Genomic DNA, 25,106 nt, shown 5'->3' with positions numbered 1-25,106 from the left:
CGTTATAGGCGTGATAAGCGGGCGAGCTGCCCGGGTTGCGGTTCCTCTCGCGGTCATGGGAATGGCACTGAGCGGTGGGGCGATGGCCGCACCGGGCACGCCGGGTGTTCCGCAGCCGCCTATCCAGATTTATGTCGAGGATTTCCAGAATCGGCCAGGTCCAAGCCCGATCGTCAAGCTGGATGATTATACCGGTGTCACCAGCCAGGGATACACGGCCCATCCAAACTGGCTGGTCGACTGCAACGGTTGGATCGCATCGGCAAACCAGGCCACCAACGGCGCTGCTCAGGCGAGTGACTGCCGCGACATAGCGTTCTGGAATCAGTCGCAGCAGCTCGCTTGGGCGCTTGGGCTTCATACAGGGCAGGCCGCGCCGCGCGACAACTATGCCGTTACTGCCTATACTGCGGGCGAGCCCGGCGCCGGTCTCATCGAGTTCGAAACGGCGAGCAATATCCCATTTCCCATCGACAACCGCTTTGTCACCTTCGGCGTCGATGTCGCCGCAGTCAACTGCAACGTGTCCGCGCCGTCGCTGCAGTTTTCGCTGCTCGACGAAGGAAGCGTAGCGACGCCCGTCGGATCGGCGATCAATGCTTGTACCAGCCCGCGGACGTTCAGTATCCCTGCATTGGGAACTGCAGCGGCCCGAACTGTCAATACGGGATCCTACACCTCGAACGAGGCCTTGCTGATCAGCGGCTCCTCGGTCGGGGTGCGCATGGTTAACAACAACGGCAGCGGAGTAGGCAACGACCACGCCTTCGACAACATCACCATCTTGGATGCGACGCCGCAGCTCGACAAGGAATTCGTCCCGACGAACTTGGCGACAGGGGCGGCTTCCACACTGACGTTTACGATTACTAATACTAGCGAAGAGGGCGCGAAGAACGGCTGGTCTTTCACGGACGAGCTTTCCACAGGGCTGGTGGTCGCCTCGGACGAGACGAGCACGACCTGCCCGGCCGGCGTCATCAACGCGCCCGTCGGCGGATCGACGATCGACGTTTCCGGCAACCTGACGGCCGGAATGGCCTCGTGCACGGTGACGGTGCCCGTCACCTCGACGACTGCCGGGACTTATACCAACGATGCCTCCAACATCACGTCGAGCGTCGGCGTCAACCCGCCCGGCAGCAGCTCGGTCACTTTCGGCACGCAGCCGAACTTTGTCTGCTCCCCGACCATGTATCTCGGGATCAATGCCCCGACGCAGCTCGTCAGCGTCGACACGAGCACCAACCCCTTCGCGTTCCCCCCGATCGGCGCGCCTTACGCCCAGGGCTACAATGCCATGGGCTATGATCCGGTCACTAACTATATCTATGCGACACGCTGGGACGCGGGCACGAACAGGTGGCGCCTGCTGCGCATCGGCAGCAACGGCTCGGTAAGCGACCAGGGGCCGATCACCGGTGGTGGAATCAATTCCTCAACGGGTATTGCCTCGGGCGCGGTCGGCGCGGACGGCTACTATTACGTCAAGAACAATGGGGTTGATCCGCTAAACGTCATGTGGCGCATTGACCTCGTCACCCGGACTGCCGTTTCAATCGGACTTAGTGCGTCGGTGGCCTCAGCAGACCTGGCCTGGCACAACGGCCTTCTCTATGGCCATGACCAAAGTAACGGCAACTTCTATTCGATCAATCCCGTCTCAGGCGTCGTGAACCTCATCGGGCCGTCGGGAATTGTCGATTCCTTCGGGTCGCTGATCGACGCCAGTAACGGTGTCTTCGGCCGGCTCAACAATGGCGGCTTTTATCGCTTCGATCTGACGACCGGCGTTGCGACACTGATTTCCACTTCGCCAGTCGGTACCGGCGACGGCGCCAAGTGTCCGCTGACCCCCGTTTCTCTACCTGCCGACACGCAGATCACCAAAACCGATGGCAGCGATACCTATCTGCCGGGCGAGGACGTGGTCTATACCATCGTCGTCAGCAACAACGGACCGTTCGGCGCCCAGAATGTGGTGGTTGAGGATCCGCTGCCTGCTGGCATTACCGATGCGACCTGGACTTGCGCTGCGGCGGGCGGAGGCGTATGCGGTGCGGCGAGCGGCACAGGCGGGATCTCGGACGAGGTCGACCTGCCTCCCGACGCGTCGGTCACCTATACTCTGACCATGTCGGTGCCCGCCGATTTCGCCGTCGATCTTGTCAACACGGCGACCGTCACCAATCCTTCGGACGTTCCCGATCCCGACACCGGCAACAATAGCGCCACCGACACCAACGAACTGGCCGATCCTGCGCTCGAGATCGAAAAGACCGGTACCCTCAATGATCTCAACGGCAATGCGCTGATCGATGCTGGCGAGACGATTACCTATTCGTTCCTGGTCACCAATATCGGCAATATCGCGCTCGATGATGTGACGGTGGACGATCCGCTCCTGGCCGATGCCGGCGTGAGTGTCACTCCGGGTCCCCAGACGCTAGAGCCGGGTGGCACGGCGACCTTCACCGCGACGTACCAGCCGACTCAGGCCAATATCGACTCCGGTTCGGTGGAGAACACGGCAACTGGCACGGCCACGCCGCCGGACCCCAGTGATCCGCCGATTGAGAGTCCGCCGGACACCGTTGTCGTTCCGCCCAACGTGGAACCAGGTCTCTCCATCGCCAAAACCGGCACGCTCAACGATCTCAACGGCAACGAATTGATCGATGCGGGTGAGACCATCACATATTCGTTCCTAGTGACCAACACAGGCGCGGTGACGCTCACCGACGTCACGGTCGACGATCCGCTCCTGGTCGATGCCGGCGTGAACCTCGACCAGGGTCCGCAGACCCTGTCGCCGGGCGCGAGCTTCACCTTCACGGCGACGTATCAGCCCACCCAGGCCGATATTGATGCGGGCTCGGTTGAAAACACTGCCCATGCGACGGGCACGCCGCCGGACCCGAGCGACCCGCCCATCGAGAGCCCGCCCGATACCAGCACGGTTCCGCCCAACGAGGCGGCTGGTCTTTCGATCGCCAAGACCGGCCGGCTGAACGACCTCAATGGCAACGATCTAATCGATCCGGGCGAGACGATCACCTATTCGTTTTTGGTGCGGAACACCGGTGCGGTGACGCTGACCAACGTGACTGTCGACGATCCGCTGCTCGAAGATGCGGGCGTGTCGCTCGATCAGGGACCCCAGACATTGGCGCCAGGCGGCAGCTTCACCTTTACGGCGACCTATCAGCCGACCCAAGCCGACATCGACTCAGGTTCGGTTGAGAATACGGCCACTGGTACCGGCACCCCGCCGGACCCCAGCGATCCACCGATCGAAAGCCCACCCGATACCGTTGTGGTTCCGCCGAGCGACGAGACGGGTCTCGAAATCGAAAAAACCGGCACGCTCAACGATCTCAACGGCAATGAGCTGATCGATGCGGGCGAGACCATTACCTATTCGTTCCTGGTGCGGAACACGGGTGCGGTGACGCTGACCAACGTGACGGTCGATGATCCGCTGTTGTCTGGTGCCGGCGTTTCGCTTGACCAGGGCCCGCAGACGCTGGCTCCCGGAGCGAGCTTCACCTTCACTGCAACCTATCAGCCGACGCAGGCCGATATCGATGCGGGCACTGTAGAGAACACCGCAACCGCCACCGGCACCCCGCCGGACCCCAGCGATCCGCCGATTGAAAGCCCGCCGGACACGGTCGTCGTTCCTCCGAACGAGGAAGCGAGTCTCTCGATTGAAAAGACGGGCACACTCAACGATGCCAACGGCAACGAGCTGATCGATGCGGGCGAGACCATCACGTACGCGTTTCTGGTGACCAATACCGGCGCGGTGACGCTCACCGACGTGACGGTCGACGACCCGCTGCTCCAGAACGCCGGTATCGACCTCGATCAGGGTCCGCAGATGCTGGCTCCCGGAGCGAGCTTCACCTTCACTGCAACCTATCAGCCCACACAGGCCGATATCGATGCGGGCAATGTAGAGAACACCGCAACTGCGACCGCAACGCCGCCGGATCCCAGCGATCCGCCGGTCGAAAGTCCACCGGACACGGTCGTGGTGCCGCCCAATGAAGACACGGGCCTTACCATCGAAAAGACCGGCCAGCTTGACGACGTCAATGGCAACGGTCTGCTCGATCCGGGCGAAGCGATCACCTACGCGTTCCTGGTGACCAATACCGGTGCGGTTTCACTCACCGATGTAACGGTCGATGATCCGCTGCTTATAGCCGCGGGTGTCGACCTCGATCAGGGGCCGCAGACGCTGGCCCCGGGCGCGAGCTTCACCTTCACGGCAACCTATCAGCCGACGCCGGCCGATATCGAAACCGGCAGTGTCGAGAACACCGCGACTGGCACCGGAACGCCTCCGGGCGGCGGCGACCCCATTGAGAGCTCGCCTGACACGGTCACTGTGCCGTCGGCCCTGCCGAGCCTTGAGATCGTCAAGACGGGTGAATATGTGGACGTCAACGGAAACGGCGCCACCAATGCCGGGGACGAGTTGCACTATACGCTCGTCGTCACCAACACCGGCAATGTGGTGATTGAGGATGTGAGCCCACAAGATCCCGGTCCGACCTTTAATGGTTTGGCGGGAACGGGCACGCTCTCGCCCTTTACCCCGGACCTCGTGACGCTCGATCCCGGCGAGCAGCAGAGCTTCACCGCTGTCTATACTCTTGCCCAAGGCGACGTCGACAACGGCGTCGGGCTGACCGATGGGGTGGAGAACACCGCCACTGCGCTGGGCTACACCAATGGCGACAGCGTGACGGGTACGCCGGTTGAATCGGATGAAAGCCAGTCTTTCGTCTCGCTGCCGGCGGTAGAGACCGACCTGTCGGTCTCCAAGGTGGCATCGCTGCGCTATATTCGGCGCGGCGAGGAAGCGCCGTTCGTCATCAGGATCACCAACAATTCCGGGTCCACTGCCGCGGACCTGACCGTGATCGACACGCTGCCCTCGGGCTTCCGATACGTGGAGGGCTCGGCCAGCATCGATGGGGTCGAAGCGACCCCGGTGGTCGAAGGGTTGCGGGTGATCTTCGAGGACGTCTCGGTTCCCGCCAATGCCCAGCTCGAGATCAGGCTGCGTATGCTGGCACTGAGCTCGGCTGGCCCGGGCGAACACGTCAATCGTGCCGGAGTGACCGACTCGACGGGCCGCCAGCTTGCCCCCGAGGCAACGGCCACTGTCGAGATTGTCGCTGAGCCGGTGTTCGATTGCAGCGAAATCATCGGGCGCGTGTTCGATGACCGCAACCGCAACGGCTATCAGGACGAGGGCGAGCCGGGCCTGCCGGGCGTGCGGCTGGCCACGGTCAATGGCGAATTGATCACCACCGACGCCCATGGCCGGTTCAGCGTGCCCTGTGCGGCGCTGCCCGACCAGCGGATCGGCTCGAACTTCATCCTCAAGCTCGACATCCGCACCCTGCCCACCGGCTATCGGCTGACGACGGAAAATCCGCGCGTTGTGCGGCTGACCGCCGGCAAGATGACCGAGCTCAACTTCGGCGCATCGATCGGCCGGGTCGTGCGTCTCGACCTCCAGGATGGGGCTTTCGAGCCTGGCCTCGTCGACCTGCGGCCGGAATGGGAGGGAGGCATCGACGATTTGATCGGCTTCCTGGCCCAGGAGCAGTCGGTGCTTCGCCTCACCTATATCGAGGCGGGCGCAGATCCCGATCTTGCCCAGGATCGCCTCGAGAGCCTGCAAGCGCTTATTGCCGAGAGGTGGCGAGCGACATCGGGTCAATACCGGCTTGAAATCGAAATGCGTGTGGAGACGGGCCAATGACCTCCAGTCGTGCAAAGATCCCCAGTCGGCTCGGTTTGCCCTCATGGGGGTTGCTATCGGGCAGTGCGCTGACCACTGGCGTGCTGCTGGCCGTCCCTGCGCTGGCGCAAACCAATCCCTGCCCTACCGGCGACTGCCCTGCCCAGGTGATTGGCCAGGCCCAGTACGCCAGTCAGGTGGGGACCCTGCCGATCGGGGAGAACACCGAGGCCGAATCTTTGGCCGATGCGGGTTCCATTCCCTTCATGATCAGCGTCGATGGCGATACGGTCGAGGAAAGCACCGTGCTCGATCGCCCGGTCGATGCGCAGCGGCGGACCGATCTGGGCCTGAGCGCTGTCGATATCGGGGTCAAGTTCGACGGGCTCGATGCCGAGCCGGTGCTCAATGTGGTGACCGAACCGCGCCAGGGCGGCGGCCAGGAAGGCGATACGATCAGTTTTGCCACCTATGCCAACTATCCGGGCTTTATCGCCCGTGCCGAAATCCGCATCCATGACCGTGAGGCCGGGCCCAGCGCGGCACCGGTCGCCATCGTTCCGGTTGCCATCAATGGGCGTGCGCAATGGACGGTTCCTGCCGAGGCGGAACGTTTTGGCTATGTGCTCCGTGTCTATGATGGCCGGGGCGCCTACGATGAAACCTTGCCCGCCCCGCTTGTTGAGCGACGCGCTGGGCTCGACGCCTCGGGCCGGCTGGAGACCTCCGAGCTTGATGAGGATCGCACAGGGGTCCGCAATATCTCGGTTTATGGCGGAGCGGTCACTGTCTATGGCCACAGCGTTCCGGCGGGATATGCCGTCCAGGCTCTGGGCGAAACCATTGCCGTTGATGCGGAGCGGGCTTTTGTGACCCAACGCATCCTGCCCCCGGGCGATCACTCGGTGGACGTTGCCCTTGTTGGCGAGGGGGGCAAAAGCGCCCTCCAGTTCACCCGCGAGATCAACATCCCTTATGACGATTGGTTCTATGTGGCGCTCGCCGATCTTACGGTGGGGGCGCGCACGGGCGACGATATGATCGAAGCGGTGCGTCCGGGCGAATATGATGAGGTCTGGTCCACCGGTCGGCTGGCGTTCTATCTCAAGGGCAAGATCCGGGGAGAATATCTCCTGACCGCTGCCGCCGACACCGGCGAGGAAGGTCTGGGGCACCTTTTTGATCGCATGGGTGAACGCAATGCGCGCGACCTGCTGCGTGGCCTTGATCCGAGCGAATACTACCCGGTCTATGGCGACGACTCCACCATTGTCGAGGATGCCCCCACCGACGGGCGGTTCTATCTGCGTCTCGAGCGCGGTGACAGTCATGTGATGTGGGGCAATTATCAGACGGCCATCGAGGGCACCGAGTTCTTGCGCTCGGACCGCACGCTCTATGGGGCCAACGCCGTCTATCGCTCCGAGGAGACGACAAGCTTTGGAGAACGGCGCACCCAGGCCACGGTCTATGCTGCGCTTCCCGATACGCTGCCCCAGCGCGAGGAGTTCCAGGGTACGGGCGGATCGGCCTATTTTCTGCGCCGCCAGGACGTCTCGGTTGGTTCAGAAACGCTCACCGTCGAGGTGCGCGATGCGGTCTCGGGGCGCGTGGTGCAGCGCCGGGTGCTTCAGTATGGGGTCGATTACAGCATCGACTATCTTCAGGGCGTGGTCATTCTCAAAAGCCCGCTGGCGTGGATGACCGGGACCAGTGGACCGGTGCGCGATGGGGCGATCGGTGGCAACAAGGTCTTTCTTGTCGCCCAATACGAGTTCGTGCCTGCGGCCGATGACCTTGATGGCTATGCCTATGGGGGACGGCTCCAGCACTGGTTTGGCGATCATCTTCGGATCGGGGCGACGGGGATGAGCGAAACCACCGGGCCGGCCGATCAGACAGGAATTGGCGCCGATATTGCGCTGCGCTATTCGCAAACCTCGTTCCTTGAGGCTGAAATCGCCCGCTCGGAGGGACCCGGCTTTGGCCTCTCGCACTCGGTGGACGGTGGTCTTTCCTGGGGCGAGGATGGGACTGCAGGGATCGCCAGCAGATCCGCGATTGCCTGGCGGCTGGCCGGCCAGATCGATCTGGCCGATCTTGGGGTGACCGGTACCCAGGGGACGGTTGGAGCTTACTACGAGAACAAGCAAGAAGGGTTTTCCACCCTCACCCAGCAGATCCACACCGATCAGTGGCTGTGGGGTCTTGATGCCGACATCGCCTTTGAAAACGGCGTCGAACTGGTGGCAGGCTATGACGACTACGAGGATGGTGAAGGCCAGATCAAGCGCAATGGCGATTTAAGCCTTGCCTTCCAGCTTGACCCTTATTGGAACGTCTCGGCTGGGCTGAGCTACACCGAACTCATGTCCCCCCGGGCCATTGCATCGGGCCGGTCGGGCTATGACGGGTCCCGGCTCGATGCTGGTGTGCGCATCGAACATCACTTGTCCGAAGACACCATCCTTCATGCCTTTGGTCAGACCACGCTTGCCACCTCGGGCGATATCGATCGCAACGACCGGGCCGGTGTGGGCGCCCAGGTGCAACTGACCGATACGGTCGGGCTTACCGGTGAAATATCGTACGGCACGCACGGGCTGGGCGCGCTTTTGGGCGCCACTTACGACCCCAATGCCGATGAGCATTATTATATGGGCTACCGGCTTGATCCGGCGCGGGCCTTCGACATTGGCGAAACCTTCGATCTGATCGGAGACGACGGGGGCACCGTGGTGTTCGGGCTCAAGCGCAGGCTCGATGAGATCGCCTCGACCTATGCCGAAAACAGCTACGATATGTACGGCAACAAGCGCTCGCTGACCCAGACCTATGGCGTGCTGCTGACCCCGGATTCGCTCTGGACCGTTGATCTGGGTCTTGTGGCCGGGCGGGTCGAGGACAGCACCACCGATCCGGTCACCGGTCTTGAGCGGGCCGACTTCAATCGGTACGCCCCTTCGCTGGCGATCAGCTATGTGGACGAGCCCGAGGGCATCGCCGCCCATGCGCGCGGGGAGGTTCGGATCGAAGAATCCTCGGACGGCACGCGCAACCAGAACACTTATCTTTTTGCCACGGGCCTTTCGTGGCAGACCAGTGACGATTGGCGGCTTCTGGCCGACTTCGATGGGGTCTTCTCGGATTCGACCTCGGACAACTCCGCGTTCACCGACACCGAATATGCCGAAGCCTCGATTGGCTATGCCTACCGTCCCGTCGAGCATGACCGGCTCAACGCGCTGTTCCGCTACACCTGGCTTTATGACCGGCCAGGCGGCAACCAGTTGATCAGCGGGGTGACGGGCGACAGCCTCGCTCCGGCCCAGCGCAGCCATATCCTGTCACTGGACGTCAACTACGACCTCATGCCCTGGCTCACGGTCGGGGGCAAATATGGCTTCCGCTACGGCGAAGTGCTCAACCGGGCCACCGATGACACCGGCTTTGTCGATGACTGGCACCAGTCGTCGGCCCATCTGGGTGTGCTGCGGGCCGACGTCCATGTGGTCAAGAACTGGGACCTTCTCCTCGAGGGGCGGGTGATGCACATGCCTGAGGCCGAAACCACCGATTATGGGGCCTTGGCCGCCGTCTACCACCATCTGGGAGACAACTTCAAAATCGGCCTTGGCTACAACTTCGGATCCTTCTCGGACGATCTGCGCGACCTTACCCTCAATGACCGCGGCGTCTTCCTAAACCTCGTCGGAAAATTCTAAGCCGAAGACCCAGGAGCGTTGCTTCTGGGCCGTGCCGCCAGTTGCGTAGGCGGCGTGGGATGCACGACATGCAGGTTAGCTGTGGTCAGTACGCGGTTGCCTGGCGATCGCGTTCGCGGGTCTACCTCGCACTCGATTACGCTTCTAGAATGCGGCGAATGGGGAGCTGCCATGGCCTTTCGCCGCTAGACAAGCGGACCGAGTGTTGCACGATTGGCCGTTGGCGCGCACCTGAGCAGCAGCATCCCGACATCGAAGTGGTGGGCAATCGGTCATTCCGCCGCCATATCAGCAATTTCAGGCAGCGCTCCGGAAAGCACCTCTTCGGCTCTCGCCTGGTAATTTCGAACCGAACTGGTCCACTGTCCCCAAACCGTGTCGTCTATGGCGTCGCCATTGTGCCCGAGGTTATGAAGGCGCTGTTTGTCCTCTTCGGTTAGCACTTGCTTGGGGAGTGGCCCGAGACCTTGGACGTCTTGAGCAGAAATGCCGATCATGTCGCCAACACGGTTGCCGTAGTCATCGTGTACGAGCAGAAAGTGCCAGATCATGCGCTCTTGTACATCGCGCTCGCACTGGCCAAGCAGTGTGCCCATATTCTTGATCAGATCATCGCGCTCCCAATCCATCATCGTGCAATAGCGCGCGCGGGCCTGGACATAGTCATTGCGCCGTTCAATCACGCTGCGCGTCAGACGCCCAGAGATCTCGGGCTGATCATTAGGTTGATGCTCAGCTTCCCTAAGCCCGTTATGAATCGATGGCTCGTAGTTGACAGAGGGGTTCTGCCCCGGCGCCATGTCGCGATAGTGCGACATCTGCCCCCCCGACTGGTTTGTGGCGACGCTACTGGCCTTTGGCTGGTTGACCGGCAATTGTAGATAATTCGGGCCAACGCGATAGCGCTGGGTATCGGAATAAGAAAAGGTCCGTCCCACCAGCATTTTGTCGTCCGAGAAATCCAACCCGTCGACCAGAACACCGGTTCCCATGGCGATCTGCTCGTTTTCGTTGAAGAAGTCTTCGACGTTGCGGTTGAGCGTCATGGTGCCGACGTGGCGTAGGGGGAAGTCCTTTTCAGGCCATATTTTGGTATCGTCGAGTGGATCCCAATCAAGCTCGGGATGCTCATGGTCGTCCATGATTTGCACATATAGGTCCCATTGCGGATAGTTCCCCATCTCGATGGCGGTGAACAAATCTTTCGAAGCAGATCCCAGATCCTGCCCCTGCACCTTAGCCGCTTCTTGCTCGGTGAGGCTAGCGATGCCCTGGCGCGGATGGAAATGATACTTGACCAACACCGTGCCGCCATCCGCGTTCACCATCTTATAGGTGTTGACCCCGAACCCCTCCATATGCCGATAGCTTGCCGGAATCCCACGTGGAGAGAATAGGTGGGTGAGCATGTGCATGGATTCTGGCGTCTGACTCATAAAGTCAAAGATGCGGTTCGGCTCCTGGCGGAAGGTCACAGGGTCGGGCTTTAGGGCGTGGATCACGTCAGGGAACTTGATTGCGTCACGGATAAAGAAGATCGCAAGGTTGTTGCCGACAAGATCCCAATTGCCGTCCTCGGTATAGAACTTAACCGCAAATCCGCGCGGGTCGCGGGCGACCTCTGAGGAATCGCGCCCTCCGATCACAGTGGAGAAGCGGATGGCCAGAGGGGTCTTTTTTCCGCGTTCCTGAAACAATTTCGCGCGTGTGTATCTTGAAGCCGCTTCATCTCCGATCATGCCGGTTGCTTCAAATTCGCCATAACAGACAAAGCCTCGCGCGTGCACGACCCGTTCAGGGATGCGCTCGCGATCGAAATGGGAGATCTTTTCGAGAAAATGATAGTTCTCCAGCGTCGCCGGACCCCGACTGCCCACGGTCCGCTGAGATTGGTTATTGGAGACGGGATGACCCTGCCGGTTTGTCAGGATGTTGTCGGTTCGGGGCGTTGGTTTCTTGGTGTCGTCCCTGCTCTCGGTCATCATGCCGCTCCTTGCACAAATTTCTCTGGACCCAATTGCGGCGGCAGCGAAACGTTCCAAGCGGAACACCCAAGAATAGACGAGTGCCGGCGCTTGGCCTTTGGTTTCCGAAAGTCGCTCGTGATTGGCGGTTTGAACCGGGCGAACAGCTAACCACCAAACGTCAACTGCGCTCACGTTGGCAGGAAGCTGCCAATCTGCGCCTTCGTTGCAGCCGCGGGCGTTCACGACCCGCTGGAGCGGACATGGGCCTTATCTCAGGATTGAGACTGGCCGCGTCACCAGGCGAATGCGGCTATAAGAAGCCGCGGCAGTACCTCCGGCAAATGTGCAGAACGACAATTCGCATTCGGCAGGTGGGGGATCGACGACACCATGCGCCCACAGATAAAACGGCAGTTGAACAGGGATGAGGTAAAACAGGACCATTCCAACGAAGCGCTGGTCTCGGCGAGTACGACCTGCGGTGCTGAAAGCAGCCACTGAGTGAACCGTTCGGCTCAGAACCTCACACTGAGATTTGCCCTGAAGCCATGGTCCTGTGCGTCCGAAGCGGCTTGGCCGGTATAGGACAGGCCGAAGCTCGCTTCGGGCGTCAGGTTGAGATCGAGCCAGGCCTCGATGACGGCGGCATCTTGTGCAATTGGTACGCCGGCGATGGTGAAGGCATCACCCGACGAGAAGGCATACGTGATTTCCTGTGTGGCATCGCCAAAGGCATGGCGCCAACCCACCATGCCGCGCAGGGTGGCGTTCATGGCGCCGAGCGTCATCGCGTGCTCGCCGCGCAAGCCAAGCGTGGTGAAGGTCACATCAGTGTTGCCGCTGCCAACCAAGAGCGCCGCAGCACCACCCTGTTCAATGAAGCCGTCGGTGTGCACGCTGACATGGGCGAGATTGGCGAAGGGCTCGAAGCGGGTATCGTCCATGTCGATGCCGTAGCCCAGTTCTCCGAACGCCTGGAACGTGCCGGCATTGTAGTGGGCCGAGAGGCGGTCGGTGAGGCCGGGGATCGCTACCGAACGGCTGGCGTCGATGTCGTGCCAGCTATAGGCCGCGCCTGTGCGCGGGGCGATGTTGCCCCACGCCGTTCCGCCATAGAGCCCGAGATGATAATTGTCACTCGAACCGGACGAAGCACGATTGTCGGCACCGAGGTTGGACTGGCTGTAGCCGGCGAGCACGCCGAGCCGCCAACCGCCGACCAGACCGTCCGCACCGATCAGCAGTCCGCCGGTGTTGCGATCAAGGGCGGCGGCGTTGCCGTCACTGTCGGTCGAACTCCAGGAGCCAAAGCCGGAGGACCAGTACGCCGGGCCGGCATGATCGGCCGCGACCGCCATGGGGGTGCCGCCGGGACCAAAGGCCAGCACCGGCGCGACCGTTGCACCCGCCTCCCCGAAGGCGGCGCGGATACGGTTGTTGGCCGTGTGGCGGACAAAGCGGCTGTCCTCGATTAGTGCAGATTGAGCTGACGCGTGGATTTCGCCCGACAGCGCATCGAAGCTGGCGCGGATCACGTCCTCGTCATCGGTAAGCTGGGCGATAGCGTCGTAGACTTCGTGATCGGCATCAAAGCCGATGGTTTCGATTCCTTCGGCCGTGGCGATCTGGTTGCGAGTTTGTGCCGCTGAGGCAAATCCGATGTCGTTGCGCGCTAGGTCCAGAACGACCGTACCGGCGTCGTAGTCATAGATCGCCGGCTGATCCTATCGGTGGTCATGGGCAATGGCGACATGCACCTCAAGAACTGGTCATTGATCTATCCCGGCGACGGCAATTCGCCCGCCTTGGCGCCGATCTCCGATGTGCTCTCGACGGTGCCCTATATCCCGGCTGACAATCTGGCTTTGTCACGGGGCGGTGATGTGCTTGACCAGACGATCGCACCGCACACCTCGCCTGCCGGGGGGTAACAGACAATTGTTGTTGATGGGGGCGGCGCTCGTATCATCGCAAGCTCTCGGAATTGTCAAACCAGCCGATCACCAACGGTAGCGATCCTCGATGCTGGGCAGTGACCCTTCCCGAAACCAGCTGCGCGGCTAATCCTCTTGCGAAGAAGTCATGGCCGCGAGGAACTCCGGCGAGGCGACCCGCCTCAACAGGGCACGAAGCTCCTGGCGCAGTGCGCGCACCTAGCGCCGCATTCGTTGGTCCGTGCAGAAGGTCCGCCTGCGTGCCGATTGGAGATGGTGCTTGGAGCAAATGCTACGTCTTTCACCGCGTTGTGGCGGAGCGTCTGTTAGTAAATTGCGTTAAGGCCTAGGCAGCTCCTCGCCAGGCTCGCTGGTCACCGTGCCGCGACATAACCTGTTGTCGAAGCACGGCTTTGGCGACTCGATCCGGCAGTGTTCACGCAATCACCAGCTAGCTTTCTGCGAGCGTACGGGAACGAGCCGATTGGGCCGACTGTTGTGGATGGCAACGACAAAGTTGGTGAGGAGACATCCCGTGTCGAGTTCCGAGGTCACTGGCGAGCGCCAGTTGACCACCCCTGTCCGCGTGCTCGGCACGCGCGTCTACCGAGGCCCATTTCTTTATAGCCACACTCCGATGATCCAGATCACTCTTGACCTGGGCACAATGGAAAACTGGCCCACGAACAAGCTTGAAGACTTTGCCTCCCGGCTCGTTTCCACACTGCCGGGCCTACAAAAGCATGGCTGCAGCTATCGGGAGGAAGGTGGATTCATCCGCCGCATGGAAGAAGGGACCTGGCTCGGCCATGTGATCGAACATGTCGCCCTCGAACTGCAGAGCGTAGTGGGGCAGCGGGTCACACGCGGCAAAACCCGCTCTGTTGCGGGAAAGTCCGGTGTCTATCACGTGATGTATGCTTACCTTGATGAAGAGGTGGGTCTTTCCGCCGGTCGGCTGGCCATGGAGCTGGTGGAAGGCATTCTGCCTGAGTCCCTGCGGGGCTTTGCCGATCTCGACGAGATCTGCGATGACCCGGGCTTCCACTCCTTTGATGAAGGGCTTGCCGCTCTGCGTGAGCAGGTAGCGAGCCGCACCCTTGGTCCGACAACCGCCTCACTCGTCCACGAGGCCGAGCGCCGCGGCATACCCTATTCGCGCATCGATGACACCAGCCTCATTACCTTCGGGCATGGATGCAAGCAGAAGCGCGTTCGGGCCAGCTGCAGCGACATGACATCCGAGATCGCAACCGAGATCGCCGGCGACAAGGACCTCACCAAGCTCCTGCTCGACCGCGCAGGCCTGCCTGTGCCGCGCGGAGAACTGGTGCGATCGGCAGATGAAGCCTGTGCTGCCGCACGGAGGCTAGGCTATCCAGTGGTGACTAAGCCATTGGACGGAAATCACGGCCGTGGTGTCAACATCGACCTTGATGATGACGAAGCGGTGCGGTGGGGCTTTGAGCAAGCCCGCGAACACAGCCGCACAGTCATCGTCGAGCAGTTCTTCACCGGCGCCGACCATCGCATTCTCGTGATCGGGGGCGAGATTGTGGCTGTCGCCCGCCGCGTGCCTGCACATGTGGTCGGCGACGGCGCGCGTTCAATTCTGGAACTGGTCGAAGAGATCAACAAGGACCCCCGCCGGGGCGAAGGACACTCTTCCGTACTCACCCGCATCGAGCTCGATGATTGCGTCGATCATTTCCTGGCGCAAATGGGACTGACGGTGCAGTCCATCCCAGCCGCGGGCGAGGAGATCCTGCTCCGTCCGACCGCCAATCTCTCGACCGGCGGAACTGCCATTGATCGGACCGACGAGATCCATCCGGACAATGCGCTGATCGCCCGGCGTGCTGCCCAAATCATCGGACTCGATATTGCCGGCATCGACTTTGTGTGCCCCGACATAGGGCGCTCGGTGCACGAAACCGGCGGCGGCATCATCGAAGTCAACGCCGGCCCGGGTTTCCGGATGCATCTTGAGCCCTTTCAAGGACGTCCACGAAACGTCGCTCGTCCGGTTCTGGAGATGCTCTATCCGGAGCGTTCCGATGGCCGCGTTCCGATCTTCGCCATCACCGGCACCAACGGCAAGTCGACGACCGCACGAATGCTCGCTCATATCCTACAAGAGACGGGTGCCACCGTTGGTCTGACTTCCACCACCGGCATCTATCTCAACGGCGAGAGAATCCAGATGGGAGACTGTTCGGGGCCCAGGAGTGCCCGACTTGTTCTCAACGAGCCCAGCGTAGAGATTGCCGTACTGGAATGCGCGCGGGGCGGAATCCTGCGCGAAGGCCTTGCTTTCGACCAATGCGATATTGGCGCGGTGCTCAATGTGTCACCCGACCACCTCGGCCTGAAAGGGATCGAAACTGTCGACGACCTCGCTGCAGTGAAGTCGGTCGTGACAGAGTCGGTCAAGCGTACCGGCTGGAGCATTCTCAATGCCGACAACGAGCACACAGCCGCCATGGAGCGGAACGCTGGAGGCAGCATCTGTTATTTCTCCCTGCATGATCGCAGCGAGTGGCCGGAATTCCTGACAGAGCACGTGGCCGACGGTGGAAGAGCAGTCTGCCGCGAACGTGTCGAGGAAGCCTGGGACGTTGTAATCTACGACAATGGCGAAGCCATCTATCTTATGAAGGTAGATGAAATGCCCGCCACGTTCGGGGGGATGGCAGACTTCAATGCCGCCAATGCTTTGGCCGCAGTCGCCATGGCCTATTGCCACGAGGTGCCGCTCAAGACCATTCGCGCGGCGCTATCGAAGTTCACCATGTCGTTCGAGCAGTGCCCCGGCCGGCTCAACGTTCACGACGGGCACGGTTTTAAAACGATGCTCGACTACGCCCACAACCCCGATGGGCTTAAGGCCCTCGGGCACCTGGTCACCGGGATGGCCGGCAATCACAGCCGCACGATAGGACTTGTCGGCATAGCCGGCGATCGTCGAGACAGCGATATCCGCGAGATGGGCGCCCTCGCCATGCGCATTTTCGACATCGTCGTCTTCAAGGAAGATGGAGAACTGCGTGGCCGCGAATCCGGTACGGTGGCCCAGTTGCTCATGGAAGGAGCGCTCGAGGCCGGATGCTCGCCGGGTCGGTTGCATGTGGTTTTGCCCGAGGACGAAGCGGTGGACACATGCTTGCGTATGGCCAGGCCAGGCGATCTGGTCGTGCTCACTGCCGATGATGTCGAGGCGGTGTGGCAGCAGGTTCGAGAGTTCGTGCCGTCCCTAGACTCGATCTCATCGTTTGAGGGAAACAACGTTCCCCAGCTCGAGGTCGTCTGATGTGGGCCATTATCGTGCATGGTGGCGCCAAGGACATTGAACCGAGCGAGGAAGCGGCCAACCGAGAGGGGTGCCTTAAGGCGCTCGAATGCGGCCGGGATATTCTAGGCCAGGGCGGATCTGCGATCGAAGCAGTGGAAGCCGCAATCCGCCAATTGGAGACCGATCCAACGTTCAATGCCGGCTATGGCAGCGCTCTGACCGCCGACGGCGAGATCGAGATGTGCTCGGGACTGATGGAGGGAAATTCCTTCAACGTCGGCGCCGTGGCCGTAATCAAAGGTGTGCGCCACCCCATCAGTGTCGCTCGGTCGATGTTGTTCGACGATACCATTCTGCTCGCTGGGGAGGGTGCACGGCGCTATGCCGTCGAGAAAGGCTTGGAGCTGTGCGAGCCAGCGGAACTGGACACCACCCACAAAGCCCATCTTCTCAAGCGGCCCCTTTCCCACGACACCGTTGGTTGCGTCGCCCTCGACACCACCGGCCTGCTGGTTGCTGGCACCTCCACTGGGGGCATTGAAGGTGCCTTGCCCGGTCGCGTCGGCGACAGCCCGCAACCTGGTTGTGGCTATTACGCCGACAACCGGGTTGGTGGTGTCGCCCTTTCCGGCGACGGCGAAGAAATCGCCCGCATAGCCCTGGCCAGCCGGACGATGGGAGCCCTCGAGCCCCTGGCTCCCGACGCAGCGATCAGGCAAATGCTGCCGCTGGTCGGCGCTCTTGAAGGAGAGGCGGGAGTCATTGTGCTGACGCCCGAAGGGGAAATCGGTTGGGACCACAACAGCCGCGAGTTCGCGGTTGCGTATGCCACCAGCGAAAAACCGGAGCCCCGTGCATACCTCCGCAAGTCGGAAGAAACGTGATGGCCGAGCCAAGCAAACACAGAAAGGCCAAGCCCGGCACCCTGATCATCATCGGTGGCCATGAAGACCACGATGGGGATTGCTTAATCCTTAAGGAGGTCGCGTCGATGATCAGCAACGGTAAACTGGTCCTGGCCACGATCGCTTCCCACGAACCGGACGGCTATCTCGAGAAATACCAGACGTCCTTCGCTCGACTCGGCATCAGCGACGTTACAGAACTCTATATCGAAGACCGGCTAGAGGCCGGTCTGCCCGAGAAGATCGCGGCCCTTGAGGACGTGCAGGCAGTCTTTTTCTCAGGTGGTGATCAGTTGCGCATCACCAGCCAGATCGGCGACACCCCCATAGAAGAGCGCGTGCACCAGATCTATGAAGCGGGCGGTGTCGTTGCAGGGACCTCAGCGGGCGCTTCGGCAATGAGCGAGACAATGCTCGTAAGAGCGAGCAACTCCGCCTCCTATCGGCTGGGCGACCTGCAGATGGCCGCGGGACTGGGCTTGCTGCCAGGCGTCATCATCGATCAACACTTCGCTCAGCGTGGCCGCATCGGCCGGCTCATCGGTGCCGTAGCCCAAAACCCACGCGTTCTCGGCGTCGGCATCGACGAGGACACTGCGATCGTGGTCCGCGACGGTCATTTCCGCGTCATCGGCAGCGGTGCTGTGTACCTGGTCGACGGCTCGGGTGTCACGCACTCGAACATCGCGGAGGGAGAGCCAGACACCCCACTCTCGATATACGATCTAAGGTTGCATGTCCTGAGTTCAGGCGATGGCTTCGATCTGCAGGCGAGACGGCCAGAACACGCCGACGGTCAGCGCACCTGATCCTGGGAGCACGGCGAGCGTGAAACTATCGCCGTTGAATGATCCGTGCGGATCTGACCCATCGACTGCTTTCGGGAGCGGAGTGGAGTCGATGAGTGGCAAGGGATGAAATCCGTCTTTGGAGGATTTATTGAGCGAACAGAATGCACGCACTCTTGAGGTAGTGTACTTGGTGCAGTCGGTTGCCAATTAGACCCACCAAATAGCCACAACCGCCGAACGGACGCCGACAAGGAGATCTCTGGGCCAAAACCACAACGGCCGCTGGCCGGTTAAGGTGAAGGAGAAGGAGACGGCAATGTCGTCTCTGCTCATGGGCCCAGAATGACGCTTGGGATGAAGCGCGACGCCGCGCCCGTGACATTGCGCACGGAAACCTACTCAGACCCCCTGGAATCTTCGAGCGCACGTGCCGTGAGCCCGCCCATCACCAGTCCGGCGGTCATCGCGCCGAAGGTCAAGACAACGGACCGCCGGGATAGTGCCAGCTCCCATCCCGGCGTGAGGCGCTTTGGCATGATCCCGTAGTCGAGCGCTCCGGCTACTGCCCCTACCCCTATGCCATATCCGACGGTTTGTTTGAGCGTTGGGTGCTTGCTATCGAGAATGAATCCCAAAACGGTGCCCCAGAAGAGGCCTGCGCCTAGGTTGGTGGCGGCGCCGATACCCGTGTGAGCGGCATCAAGCCTTGTGTTTTTTCCAACGGCCTCTCCCCAGAGCCAGTGGCTCGATGAGTTGATCGGTTGCAAGGCCGGCTTGCCCTCCATCCTTGCCAACGCTGCCGTTGCACCCATCGACGCGATGGCGGCACCGGCGCCGCATAGCAGTATGTATCTGGCCATCGTCATGTTGACCTCCTCGAACCGGCAGCTAGCACCGGCCTCTCCTGTGGTCCTTGCAGCTCAACGAGCGCACCGTGGGGCAGTTCCGCAGAAACAGGCACGGCGTGCGCAAAACATGCATCAGCGTTCCTTGAGGATTGCCGTCGCCAGACCGTGCCGTGTAATGGGTAAATTTTGATGATCGGACCAGTCGGCTTGGTCCAACCCGGGTGGCAGGACCGTTCCGGCCAAATACAACAACACCCAGGACGAGCAGCCAAGGAGCCGCAGATTGCGGCTCGGCCGGCGCGCTGAAACAAGTTCCTGGGGTAGTTGCGCCGCCTAGAACCTGAACCTATCCCAGGATTTTTCTTACTTGAAGCGCGGCAGGGTCTCGAACTGGTGGTAGGGCGGCGGCGAGCTCAGGGTCCACTCGAGCGTCGTCGCACCCTCGCCCCAGGGGTTGTCCGCTGCCTGGCGCTTGCGCGCGAAGGCTTCGAAAATCGAGGCGAAGAAGAACGCCATTCCAATGACTGTAACCACGAAACCCCACGACGCCACATTGTTCCACAGCGCGTAGCTGTCGGGGTAGTCGATGTAACGGCGCGGCATGCCGGCAAGGCCGAGGAAGTGCTGCGGGAAGAAGATCAGGTTCACGCCCACGAACATGATCCAGAAGTGCACCTTGCCCAGCAATTCGCTGTACATCACGCCGAACATTTTGGGGAACCAGTAGTACCAGCCCGCAAAGATGGTGAACACGGCGCCCAGCGAGAGCACGTAGTGGAAGTGCGCGACCACGTAATAGGTGTCGTGCAGCGCACGGTCGGCACCCGCATTGGCCAGCACCACACCGGTCACACCGCCGACGGTGAACAGGAAGATGAAGCCGATGGCCCACAGCATGGGCGTGGTCATGCGGATCGAGCCGCCCCACATGGTCGCGATCCAGGAGAAGATCTTGATGCCGGTTGGCACCGCGATGATCATGGTTGCGGCGGTGAAGTAGCGCTGGGTGTTGAGCGAAATGCCCGAGGTGTACATGTGGTGCGCCCAGACGACGAACCCGACCGCGCCGATCGCGACCATGGCCAGCACCATGCCCAGGTACCCGAAGATGGGCTTGCGCGAGAAGGTCGAGATGATGTGGCTGATGATGCCGAAGCCCGGCAGGATCATGATGTACACTTCAGGGTGACCGAAGAACCAGAACAGGTGCTGGAACAGGATCGGGTCACCGCCGCCCGCCGGATCGAAGAAGGCCGTGCCGAAATTGCGGTCGGTCAAGAGCATGGTGATGGCGCCAGCCAGGACCGGCAGAGCCAGGAGCAGCAGGAACGCGGTCACCAGCACCGCCCAGGCAAAGAGCGGCATCTTGAACATGGTCATGCCGGGGGCGCGCATGTTCAGGATGGTGGTGATGAAGTTGATGGCACCCAGAATCGAGGATGCACCCGCGATGTGGAGCGAGAGGATCGCATAGTCCATGGCCGGGCCAGGCTGACCCGAGGTCGAGAACGGCGGATAGATGGTCCAACCGCCGCCGGTGCCCATGGCGCCCGGAGGGCCTTCCATGAAGAGCGAAATGAGCAACAGCAGGAAGGCGGGAACCAGCAGCCAGAACGAGATGTTGTTCATGCGCGGAAACGCCATGTCCGGCGCGCCGATCATCAGCGGCACGAAATAGTTGGCGAAACCGCCGATCACGGCCGGCATGACAACGAAGAATATCATGATGAGCCCATGGGCGGTGGTGAACACGTTGTACATGTGCTTGCCGGCATCGAGCGCAGCATCTCCCCCAATGCCATAGACCATCTGGGCCAGGCCCGGGAAAATCTGAATGCCCGGCTCGGCCAGTTCCCAGCGCATGAAGCCGGAAAGCCCACCACCGATGACGCCCGCCACGATCGCGAAGATCAGGTACAGCATGCCGATGTCTTTATGGTTTGTCGAATAGACCCACCGCTTCCAGCCCGTGGGCACGCCATGAGCGGCATCATTTTCGGTTGCCTGCACGTCAGTCATCCCGAGATCCTCCGCTGACCGATCATTCCGAGCACCTTTTGTAGGAGACAAGCCTAGCATAGGGCAAAAGGCACGACCAGTTGTCTGGCAGGATTCTTGATTTGGGCGGTCTAGCGCTGCTCTCTGCGTCGGCGCCTCCACAGCCAACCAGCAAGTATCGGAGAGGCCAATGCAAACAAAGGCCGTCTTGGTCAGAAAACCCTATCGGTGTGAGCCTCGCGACTCACCCTCACGATAGCATCGCGCGGGTGCTGGATCTCAGGCAGGGCTTCCGTTCTGTCCGGATGCGATAAGGGCCGCTGTAATCTGAGGTGAGCATTTAGCCTCCGAGCCGAGTAGTGATATCACAATGGAAGGCAGCGAGGGGCTTCCTTATGTTCTTCGGATTTCTGTTGCTTTTCTGATCACCGCAAGCGCGCTCACTAGGGCGGGTCTGCTGTCCCTCAACGTGGAGAGCGCGATGAAACCTCCCGCAGTTTCGGTCCGTTCGGAGCCAAGAGGCCTCGGCATTTGACGGGATCAGATGAAGGCAGGCACCCATGCACAAGCAGATCGATGCTTTCCGCGCTCTGGATTCAAGTGGCGAGCGACGAACTATCGTTCATTTCGCCCTGGGGCTACAAGCTCGATGATGACATGCCCTTAGAACAACCCGGCGAGCAAACGTTCGTGGCCCGGGCTGACGGCCGAAGTTCCGGGTCCTCATCGAAGATGAGCAACTGGCCCGATAGGCATCTTGCTTGGGAGAGACATAGAACGGTCCCTGTCTTGCCGCTCGCCATGATTGTTCGGCGGATGGGGTTACTTGCCACCCCCCGCTTGCGACTGCTTGGCGGCGTCGCGGCGAGCCCCTGCTGTCATTTTAGCCGCCCTCGCGCGCGCGTAGTGTTGACCGGATTCCATACTAAGATCAGGTTCTCCCCCGTCCAACCTACCCTCGCTATCATGGACCAAGGGGCGATGCCTCCGGCTAATGCGTCATCTTCCGGAACCGAGCTCGCGACGATTTTGCGGAAGCAACCAAAGGCCACCTGCCCGAGCGGCCAGTCAATTTGGCCTATTTGCTTCAGCTTCGTTCATGGGCTCAACAAGGTTTAAGGCCAACAGAGTGACCGCTTTGCGGTTCATCACTAGTTCCAATTCGCCTTCGTTTGCACCAGGAGTAGAAGGCCAATGAGCGGATCGTAAGTCAGAATGCGCACTACTGAGTCTTCGACGCAGGTCCGCTGTTGCAAAGTTAGCGCTTTGCCGTCTGCTCAGACTCTCTGAGGGCGACGTATTGTGCCGTCACCATACCGATATTGTCGTTGATCCACTGCGCCATCCTTTCTTCCTCGTCGAGCGTCTGCTGCAACAGGGTTGATATGTCGCCGTCGGCGATCTGGTCACTCAACTGGAGGAGCGACTTGTAAGCAGCGATCTCGTAGTGTTCGAAGGCATAGTTGGCGAAAGTGTCCTTGAGGATTTCGTCGCCCGCTGCCGCGTGACTGAGTGCAGCCATACTGCCACCTGCGGAGAGCACCATGTCCTTGAAGCCCGAGTGTTGTTCCTCGATCCTGGCAAGGATTCGGTCGAGGCGATCAATCTGGCCCTCGGTCTCTGAGATGTGCTGTTCTATGCGGGCGCGCATGTCGGGATAGTTCTCGATCCTTTTGACCTGTGGCGTCATGATCGAAAGAGCCTGCTTCTCCATGGCGTGGGCGTTCTTGAGGCCTGTCGCGAAAACCGAAAGGGCCTGATCACTCGCGTTCATTTGAGTCTCCGTCATTAGCGCTGTCGTCATGCGGTAACGGCATGAGTGCTGTACTGGTTGCAAACGCGGCCTCTGCTTTTGAGTCGGAGCTGTTTCTGCCCTTTTCAGACGGCGAACCGAGCCCGGGGAAAGCATGGACGGCCTACATCTCCTCCTCCCCTCAGCCTGGTGACACTTATGTCCTGACGCTCTCCTTCCTCTCAACAGTCGACCGGTCTCTCGAGTAGGTAGACGAAAGCGGTCAACAGAACGAGTGACAGGACCGTCCAGCCGGGCCGGGTATAGCCTTCGGATCGTTCCATCGAGATCGCCCAGCCCACGTCAAGTAGGCCGGCAACGATCAGCAATAGCCAGGCAACAGGAGATCATCATGCTCGTTCAAAGCCTTTATCGGATAGATAAGTTTGGCGTTCTTCCGGCTTCGGGTGACCGGTTCATGGAAGGACTGAAAAAAACCACGGGACCCTCGGTCAGATGTGTGTGAACAGAACCTCATATTCGAGCAGGTTGATGGAACCGGGCAGATCAACATTGTGACGTTCGTTCAATGGCGGGACGAGACAGCCTACCTGGGCGCCAAGAATGCCGCCCAGGCTCGTCAAGCGGTCGACGATTCAACCCGGCAGCATTCATGAAAGAGTTAGAGGTAGTCGCTGATCTGGCAGTCTACCGATAGCGATAGCGCCCCTGTTACTCTCTTCTATCCCGTAGTGGTCGCAAGAACGGGTATATTGATGCACCTATTGATGTCACTTTGCCCAGGTCGCGTGACATGGCAGCATTGGAGATAAGGCGTTGACTGATCGAGATCTTGTCCGGCGCGGGGAGCCAATACAGATTTTTTCGATGCTCGATAGCTATCCCGGGGCAAACAATCTTCTTGGAACCGGTGACCCCAATGTCTGTCTGTTCGATGGCCGGTGGCGCATGTATCTGGGCGGGTTTCATCGGGGCTTCAAGAACAATCTGTTCGAGGCCACTTTGCCATCGGGTGAGGGGCCGGCCGAGACGACGGATTGGACCTTCACCAAGCAGGAAGGCGACCCAAACAGCGCCAAAATGCTGGTGCCGCAGCCGCAAAAGGGCGCTTGGGACCATTTTGGACTGCACGAGCCCTGCCACGTCGTTGGGTCCGACCGCTCCGGCATGAACACCGTTCGGCGCATCTACTATACCGGTCGGGCCTCCTCGGAGACGACGGGCACGGAGGGCCGGTTCTCGATCGGCTTTCTGGAATGGAGCGCGACCGGATGGAGGCGCCACCCCGAACCGGTGATGTCCGGGCGCGGCGAGATGCGGAGCGCCCTCGGTCCGAAAGTGATTTATGCGGAGGGCAAATGGCGCATGTGGTTTCGGATGGTGCCGCACGAACCGGCCAAGGGTATCCCGCCACGCTCGCAGATATTTTATTCAGAGAGCGCGGACGGTGTGACGGGCTGGAGTGAACCCGTAGCCTTTTCGGAGGAAGCAGAGCTTTTTTCTCATGCCTTTGTCGGCCGGCTCGAAGACGGCTACTGCATGGTGCTCACCCCGGTGCCTAACCTGCACGAAGAAGACGGCTATCCGCCCCAGCAGATATTGCTGAGCTTTTCGGCATCGCCCTCGGGGCATCGCAAGGATTGGTCAGAACCCGTGCCGGTGCTTGATGCTTCGGGCGGCCCGGATTGGTGTGCAGACGGCTTTTTCGGCTCGAGTGTCGTTGAAACCGACGGGGCGTTAGAAATCTTCTTCACCGGCGTCGCCCGGCATCGGAAGTGGCTTGCGCGAGCATTCGAGCGGATATTGCACCTGCGCAAGCCGCCAATCCCTGCGCCCTATTTCTTCTCGATAGGACGAGTGACTGTTGCGAGAGACGGCCCCGTTGTGAGCGGCAGTTATGCCGTTGTCGCCTCCGCAAGCGGACATTCCCCCTAGCCTCGCCCATTCCCACATGCTGGAGGTCGGCTCTAGACCGTCTGCTATTCGCTGCGAACGCGGATAGCGGGACGTTTTTGGCTACCGACCCCATCTCTGTCGCGAGACAAGGTTCGAAATTATCGTCGCGGCTGCCATTCCATAGAAGCGGTCTGTGGTTTTGATCTGCCAATCGATGTTGACGAGCGGCATCG

At 60.8% G+C, this 25,106-nt stretch carries 11 protein-coding genes and 2 pseudogenes; 7 read left to right on the top strand and 6 right to left on the bottom strand.

Annotated features, from left to right (window positions below; translation table 11 throughout):
- The first annotated feature begins 61 nt into the window (after window positions 1–61).
- Together NO934_RS18360 and NO934_RS18355 are read left to right on the top strand one after the other, a co-directional pair.
- Window positions 62–5,785, top strand: a complete 5,724-nt coding sequence (locus NO934_RS18360) for a DUF6923 family protein (protein WP_309164140.1) — start codon at window positions 62–64, stop codon at window positions 5,783–5,785.
- Window positions 5,782–9,489 (top strand): TonB-dependent receptor, encoded by a 3,708-nt coding sequence (locus NO934_RS18355; RefSeq protein ID WP_309163896.1) that lies wholly within the window; start codon window positions 5,782–5,784, stop codon window positions 9,487–9,489. Before NO934_RS18360 ends, NO934_RS18355 begins: the two co-directional genes overlap by 4 nt.
- Window positions 9,490–9,761: 272 nt before the next feature.
- Here NO934_RS18355 and NO934_RS18350 read toward each other — a convergent pair whose 3' ends face one another.
- Window positions 9,762–11,471 (bottom strand): catalase, encoded by a 1,710-nt coding sequence (locus NO934_RS18350; protein ID WP_309164382.1) that lies wholly within the window; start codon window positions 11,469–11,471, stop codon window positions 9,762–9,764.
- 500 nt (window positions 11,472–11,971) lie between these two features.
- Window positions 11,972–13,165 (bottom strand): annotated as a pseudogene (locus NO934_RS18345) (autotransporter domain-containing protein); the annotation flags it as partial.
- Window positions 13,166–13,168: 3 nt separating this feature from the next.
- Between NO934_RS18345 and NO934_RS18340 the strand changes: the two are divergent.
- The 4 genes and pseudogenes from NO934_RS18340 to NO934_RS18325 form a co-directional block, all read left to right on the top strand.
- Window positions 13,169–13,339: pseudogene (locus NO934_RS18340) on the top strand (HipA domain-containing protein); the annotation flags it as partial.
- A 619-nt stretch (window positions 13,340–13,958) separates the two neighbouring features.
- Complete coding sequence (gene cphA, locus NO934_RS18335; protein ID WP_309164139.1) at window positions 13,959–16,700, top strand: cyanophycin synthetase; 2,742 nt, start codon at window positions 13,959–13,961, stop codon at window positions 16,698–16,700.
- A gap of 14 nt (window positions 16,701–16,714) precedes the next feature.
- On the top strand, window positions 16,715–17,566 hold the full coding sequence (locus NO934_RS18330; RefSeq protein ID WP_309164136.1) for an isoaspartyl peptidase/L-asparaginase family protein: 852 nt from the start codon (window positions 16,715–16,717) through the stop codon (window positions 17,564–17,566).
- The gene (locus tag NO934_RS18325; protein WP_309164135.1) at window positions 17,566–18,396 is read left to right on the top strand and encodes a cyanophycinase; all 831 of its coding nucleotides are present in this window, start codon (window positions 17,566–17,568) and stop codon (window positions 18,394–18,396) included. The genes NO934_RS18330 and NO934_RS18325 overlap by 1 nt, the downstream gene beginning before the upstream one ends.
- A gap of 377 nt (window positions 18,397–18,773) precedes the next feature.
- Here NO934_RS18325 and NO934_RS18320 read toward each other — a convergent pair whose 3' ends face one another.
- The 4 genes from NO934_RS18320 to NO934_RS18305 form a co-directional block, all read right to left on the bottom strand.
- Entirely contained in the window at window positions 18,774–19,238 is a 465-nt protein-coding gene (locus tag NO934_RS18320) for a hypothetical protein (protein WP_309164134.1), read from the bottom strand.
- A gap of 351 nt (window positions 19,239–19,589) precedes the next feature.
- Window positions 19,590–21,245, bottom strand: a complete 1,656-nt coding sequence (gene ctaD, locus NO934_RS18315; protein ID WP_309164133.1) for a cytochrome c oxidase subunit I — start codon at window positions 21,243–21,245, stop codon at window positions 19,590–19,592.
- A 1,237-nt stretch (window positions 21,246–22,482) separates the two neighbouring features.
- The gene (locus tag NO934_RS18310; RefSeq protein ID WP_309164132.1) at window positions 22,483–22,998 is read right to left on the bottom strand and encodes a ferritin-like domain-containing protein; all 516 of its coding nucleotides are present in this window, start codon (window positions 22,996–22,998) and stop codon (window positions 22,483–22,485) included.
- 200 nt (window positions 22,999–23,198) lie between these two features.
- The gene (locus tag NO934_RS18305) at window positions 23,199–23,345 is read right to left on the bottom strand and encodes a hypothetical protein (RefSeq protein ID WP_375143310.1); all 147 of its coding nucleotides are present in this window, start codon (window positions 23,343–23,345) and stop codon (window positions 23,199–23,201) included.
- Window positions 23,346–23,844: 499 nt separating this feature from the next.
- Between NO934_RS18305 and NO934_RS18300 the strand changes: the two genes are divergently transcribed.
- The gene (locus NO934_RS18300) at window positions 23,845–24,912 is read left to right on the top strand and encodes a hypothetical protein (protein WP_309164131.1); all 1,068 of its coding nucleotides are present in this window, start codon (window positions 23,845–23,847) and stop codon (window positions 24,910–24,912) included.
- Window positions 24,913–25,106: the final 194 nt, after the last annotated feature.

The sequence above is a fragment of the Pelagibacterium sp. H642 genome (assembly GCF_031202855.1).
Lineage (GTDB): Bacteria > Pseudomonadota > Alphaproteobacteria > Rhizobiales > Devosiaceae > Pelagibacterium.
The sequence above is the reverse complement of the archived record's forward strand: the minus strand, read 5'-3'. Positions and strand labels throughout refer to the sequence as shown.

What these genes read in the sequence shown, in the direction of transcription:
- NO934_RS18300 (WP_309164131.1), top strand. Translation starts at nt 23,845, where the DNA reads ATGCTCGATAGCTATCCCGGGGCAAACAATCTTCTTGGAACCGGTGAC.
- NO934_RS18360 (WP_309164140.1), top strand. Translation starts at nt 62, where the DNA reads ATGGCACTGAGCGGTGGGGCGATGGCCGCACCGGGCACGCCGGGTGTT.
- ctaD (WP_309164133.1), bottom strand. Translation starts at nt 21,245, where the DNA reads ATGACTGACGTGCAGGCAACCGAAAATGATGCCGCTCATGGCGTGCCC.
- NO934_RS18320 (WP_309164134.1), bottom strand. Translation starts at nt 19,238, where the DNA reads ATGGCCAGATACATACTGCTATGCGGCGCCGGTGCCGCCATCGCGTCG.
- NO934_RS18325 (WP_309164135.1), top strand. Translation starts at nt 17,566, where the DNA reads ATGGCCGAGCCAAGCAAACACAGAAAGGCCAAGCCCGGCACCCTGATC.
- NO934_RS18310 (WP_309164132.1), bottom strand. Translation starts at nt 22,998, where the DNA reads ATGAACGCGAGTGATCAGGCCCTTTCGGTTTTCGCGACAGGCCTCAAG.
- NO934_RS18350 (WP_309164382.1), bottom strand. Translation starts at nt 11,471, where the DNA reads ATGACCGAGAGCAGGGACGACACCAAGAAACCAACGCCCCGAACCGAC.
- NO934_RS18355 (WP_309163896.1), top strand. Translation starts at nt 5,782, where the DNA reads ATGACCTCCAGTCGTGCAAAGATCCCCAGTCGGCTCGGTTTGCCCTCA.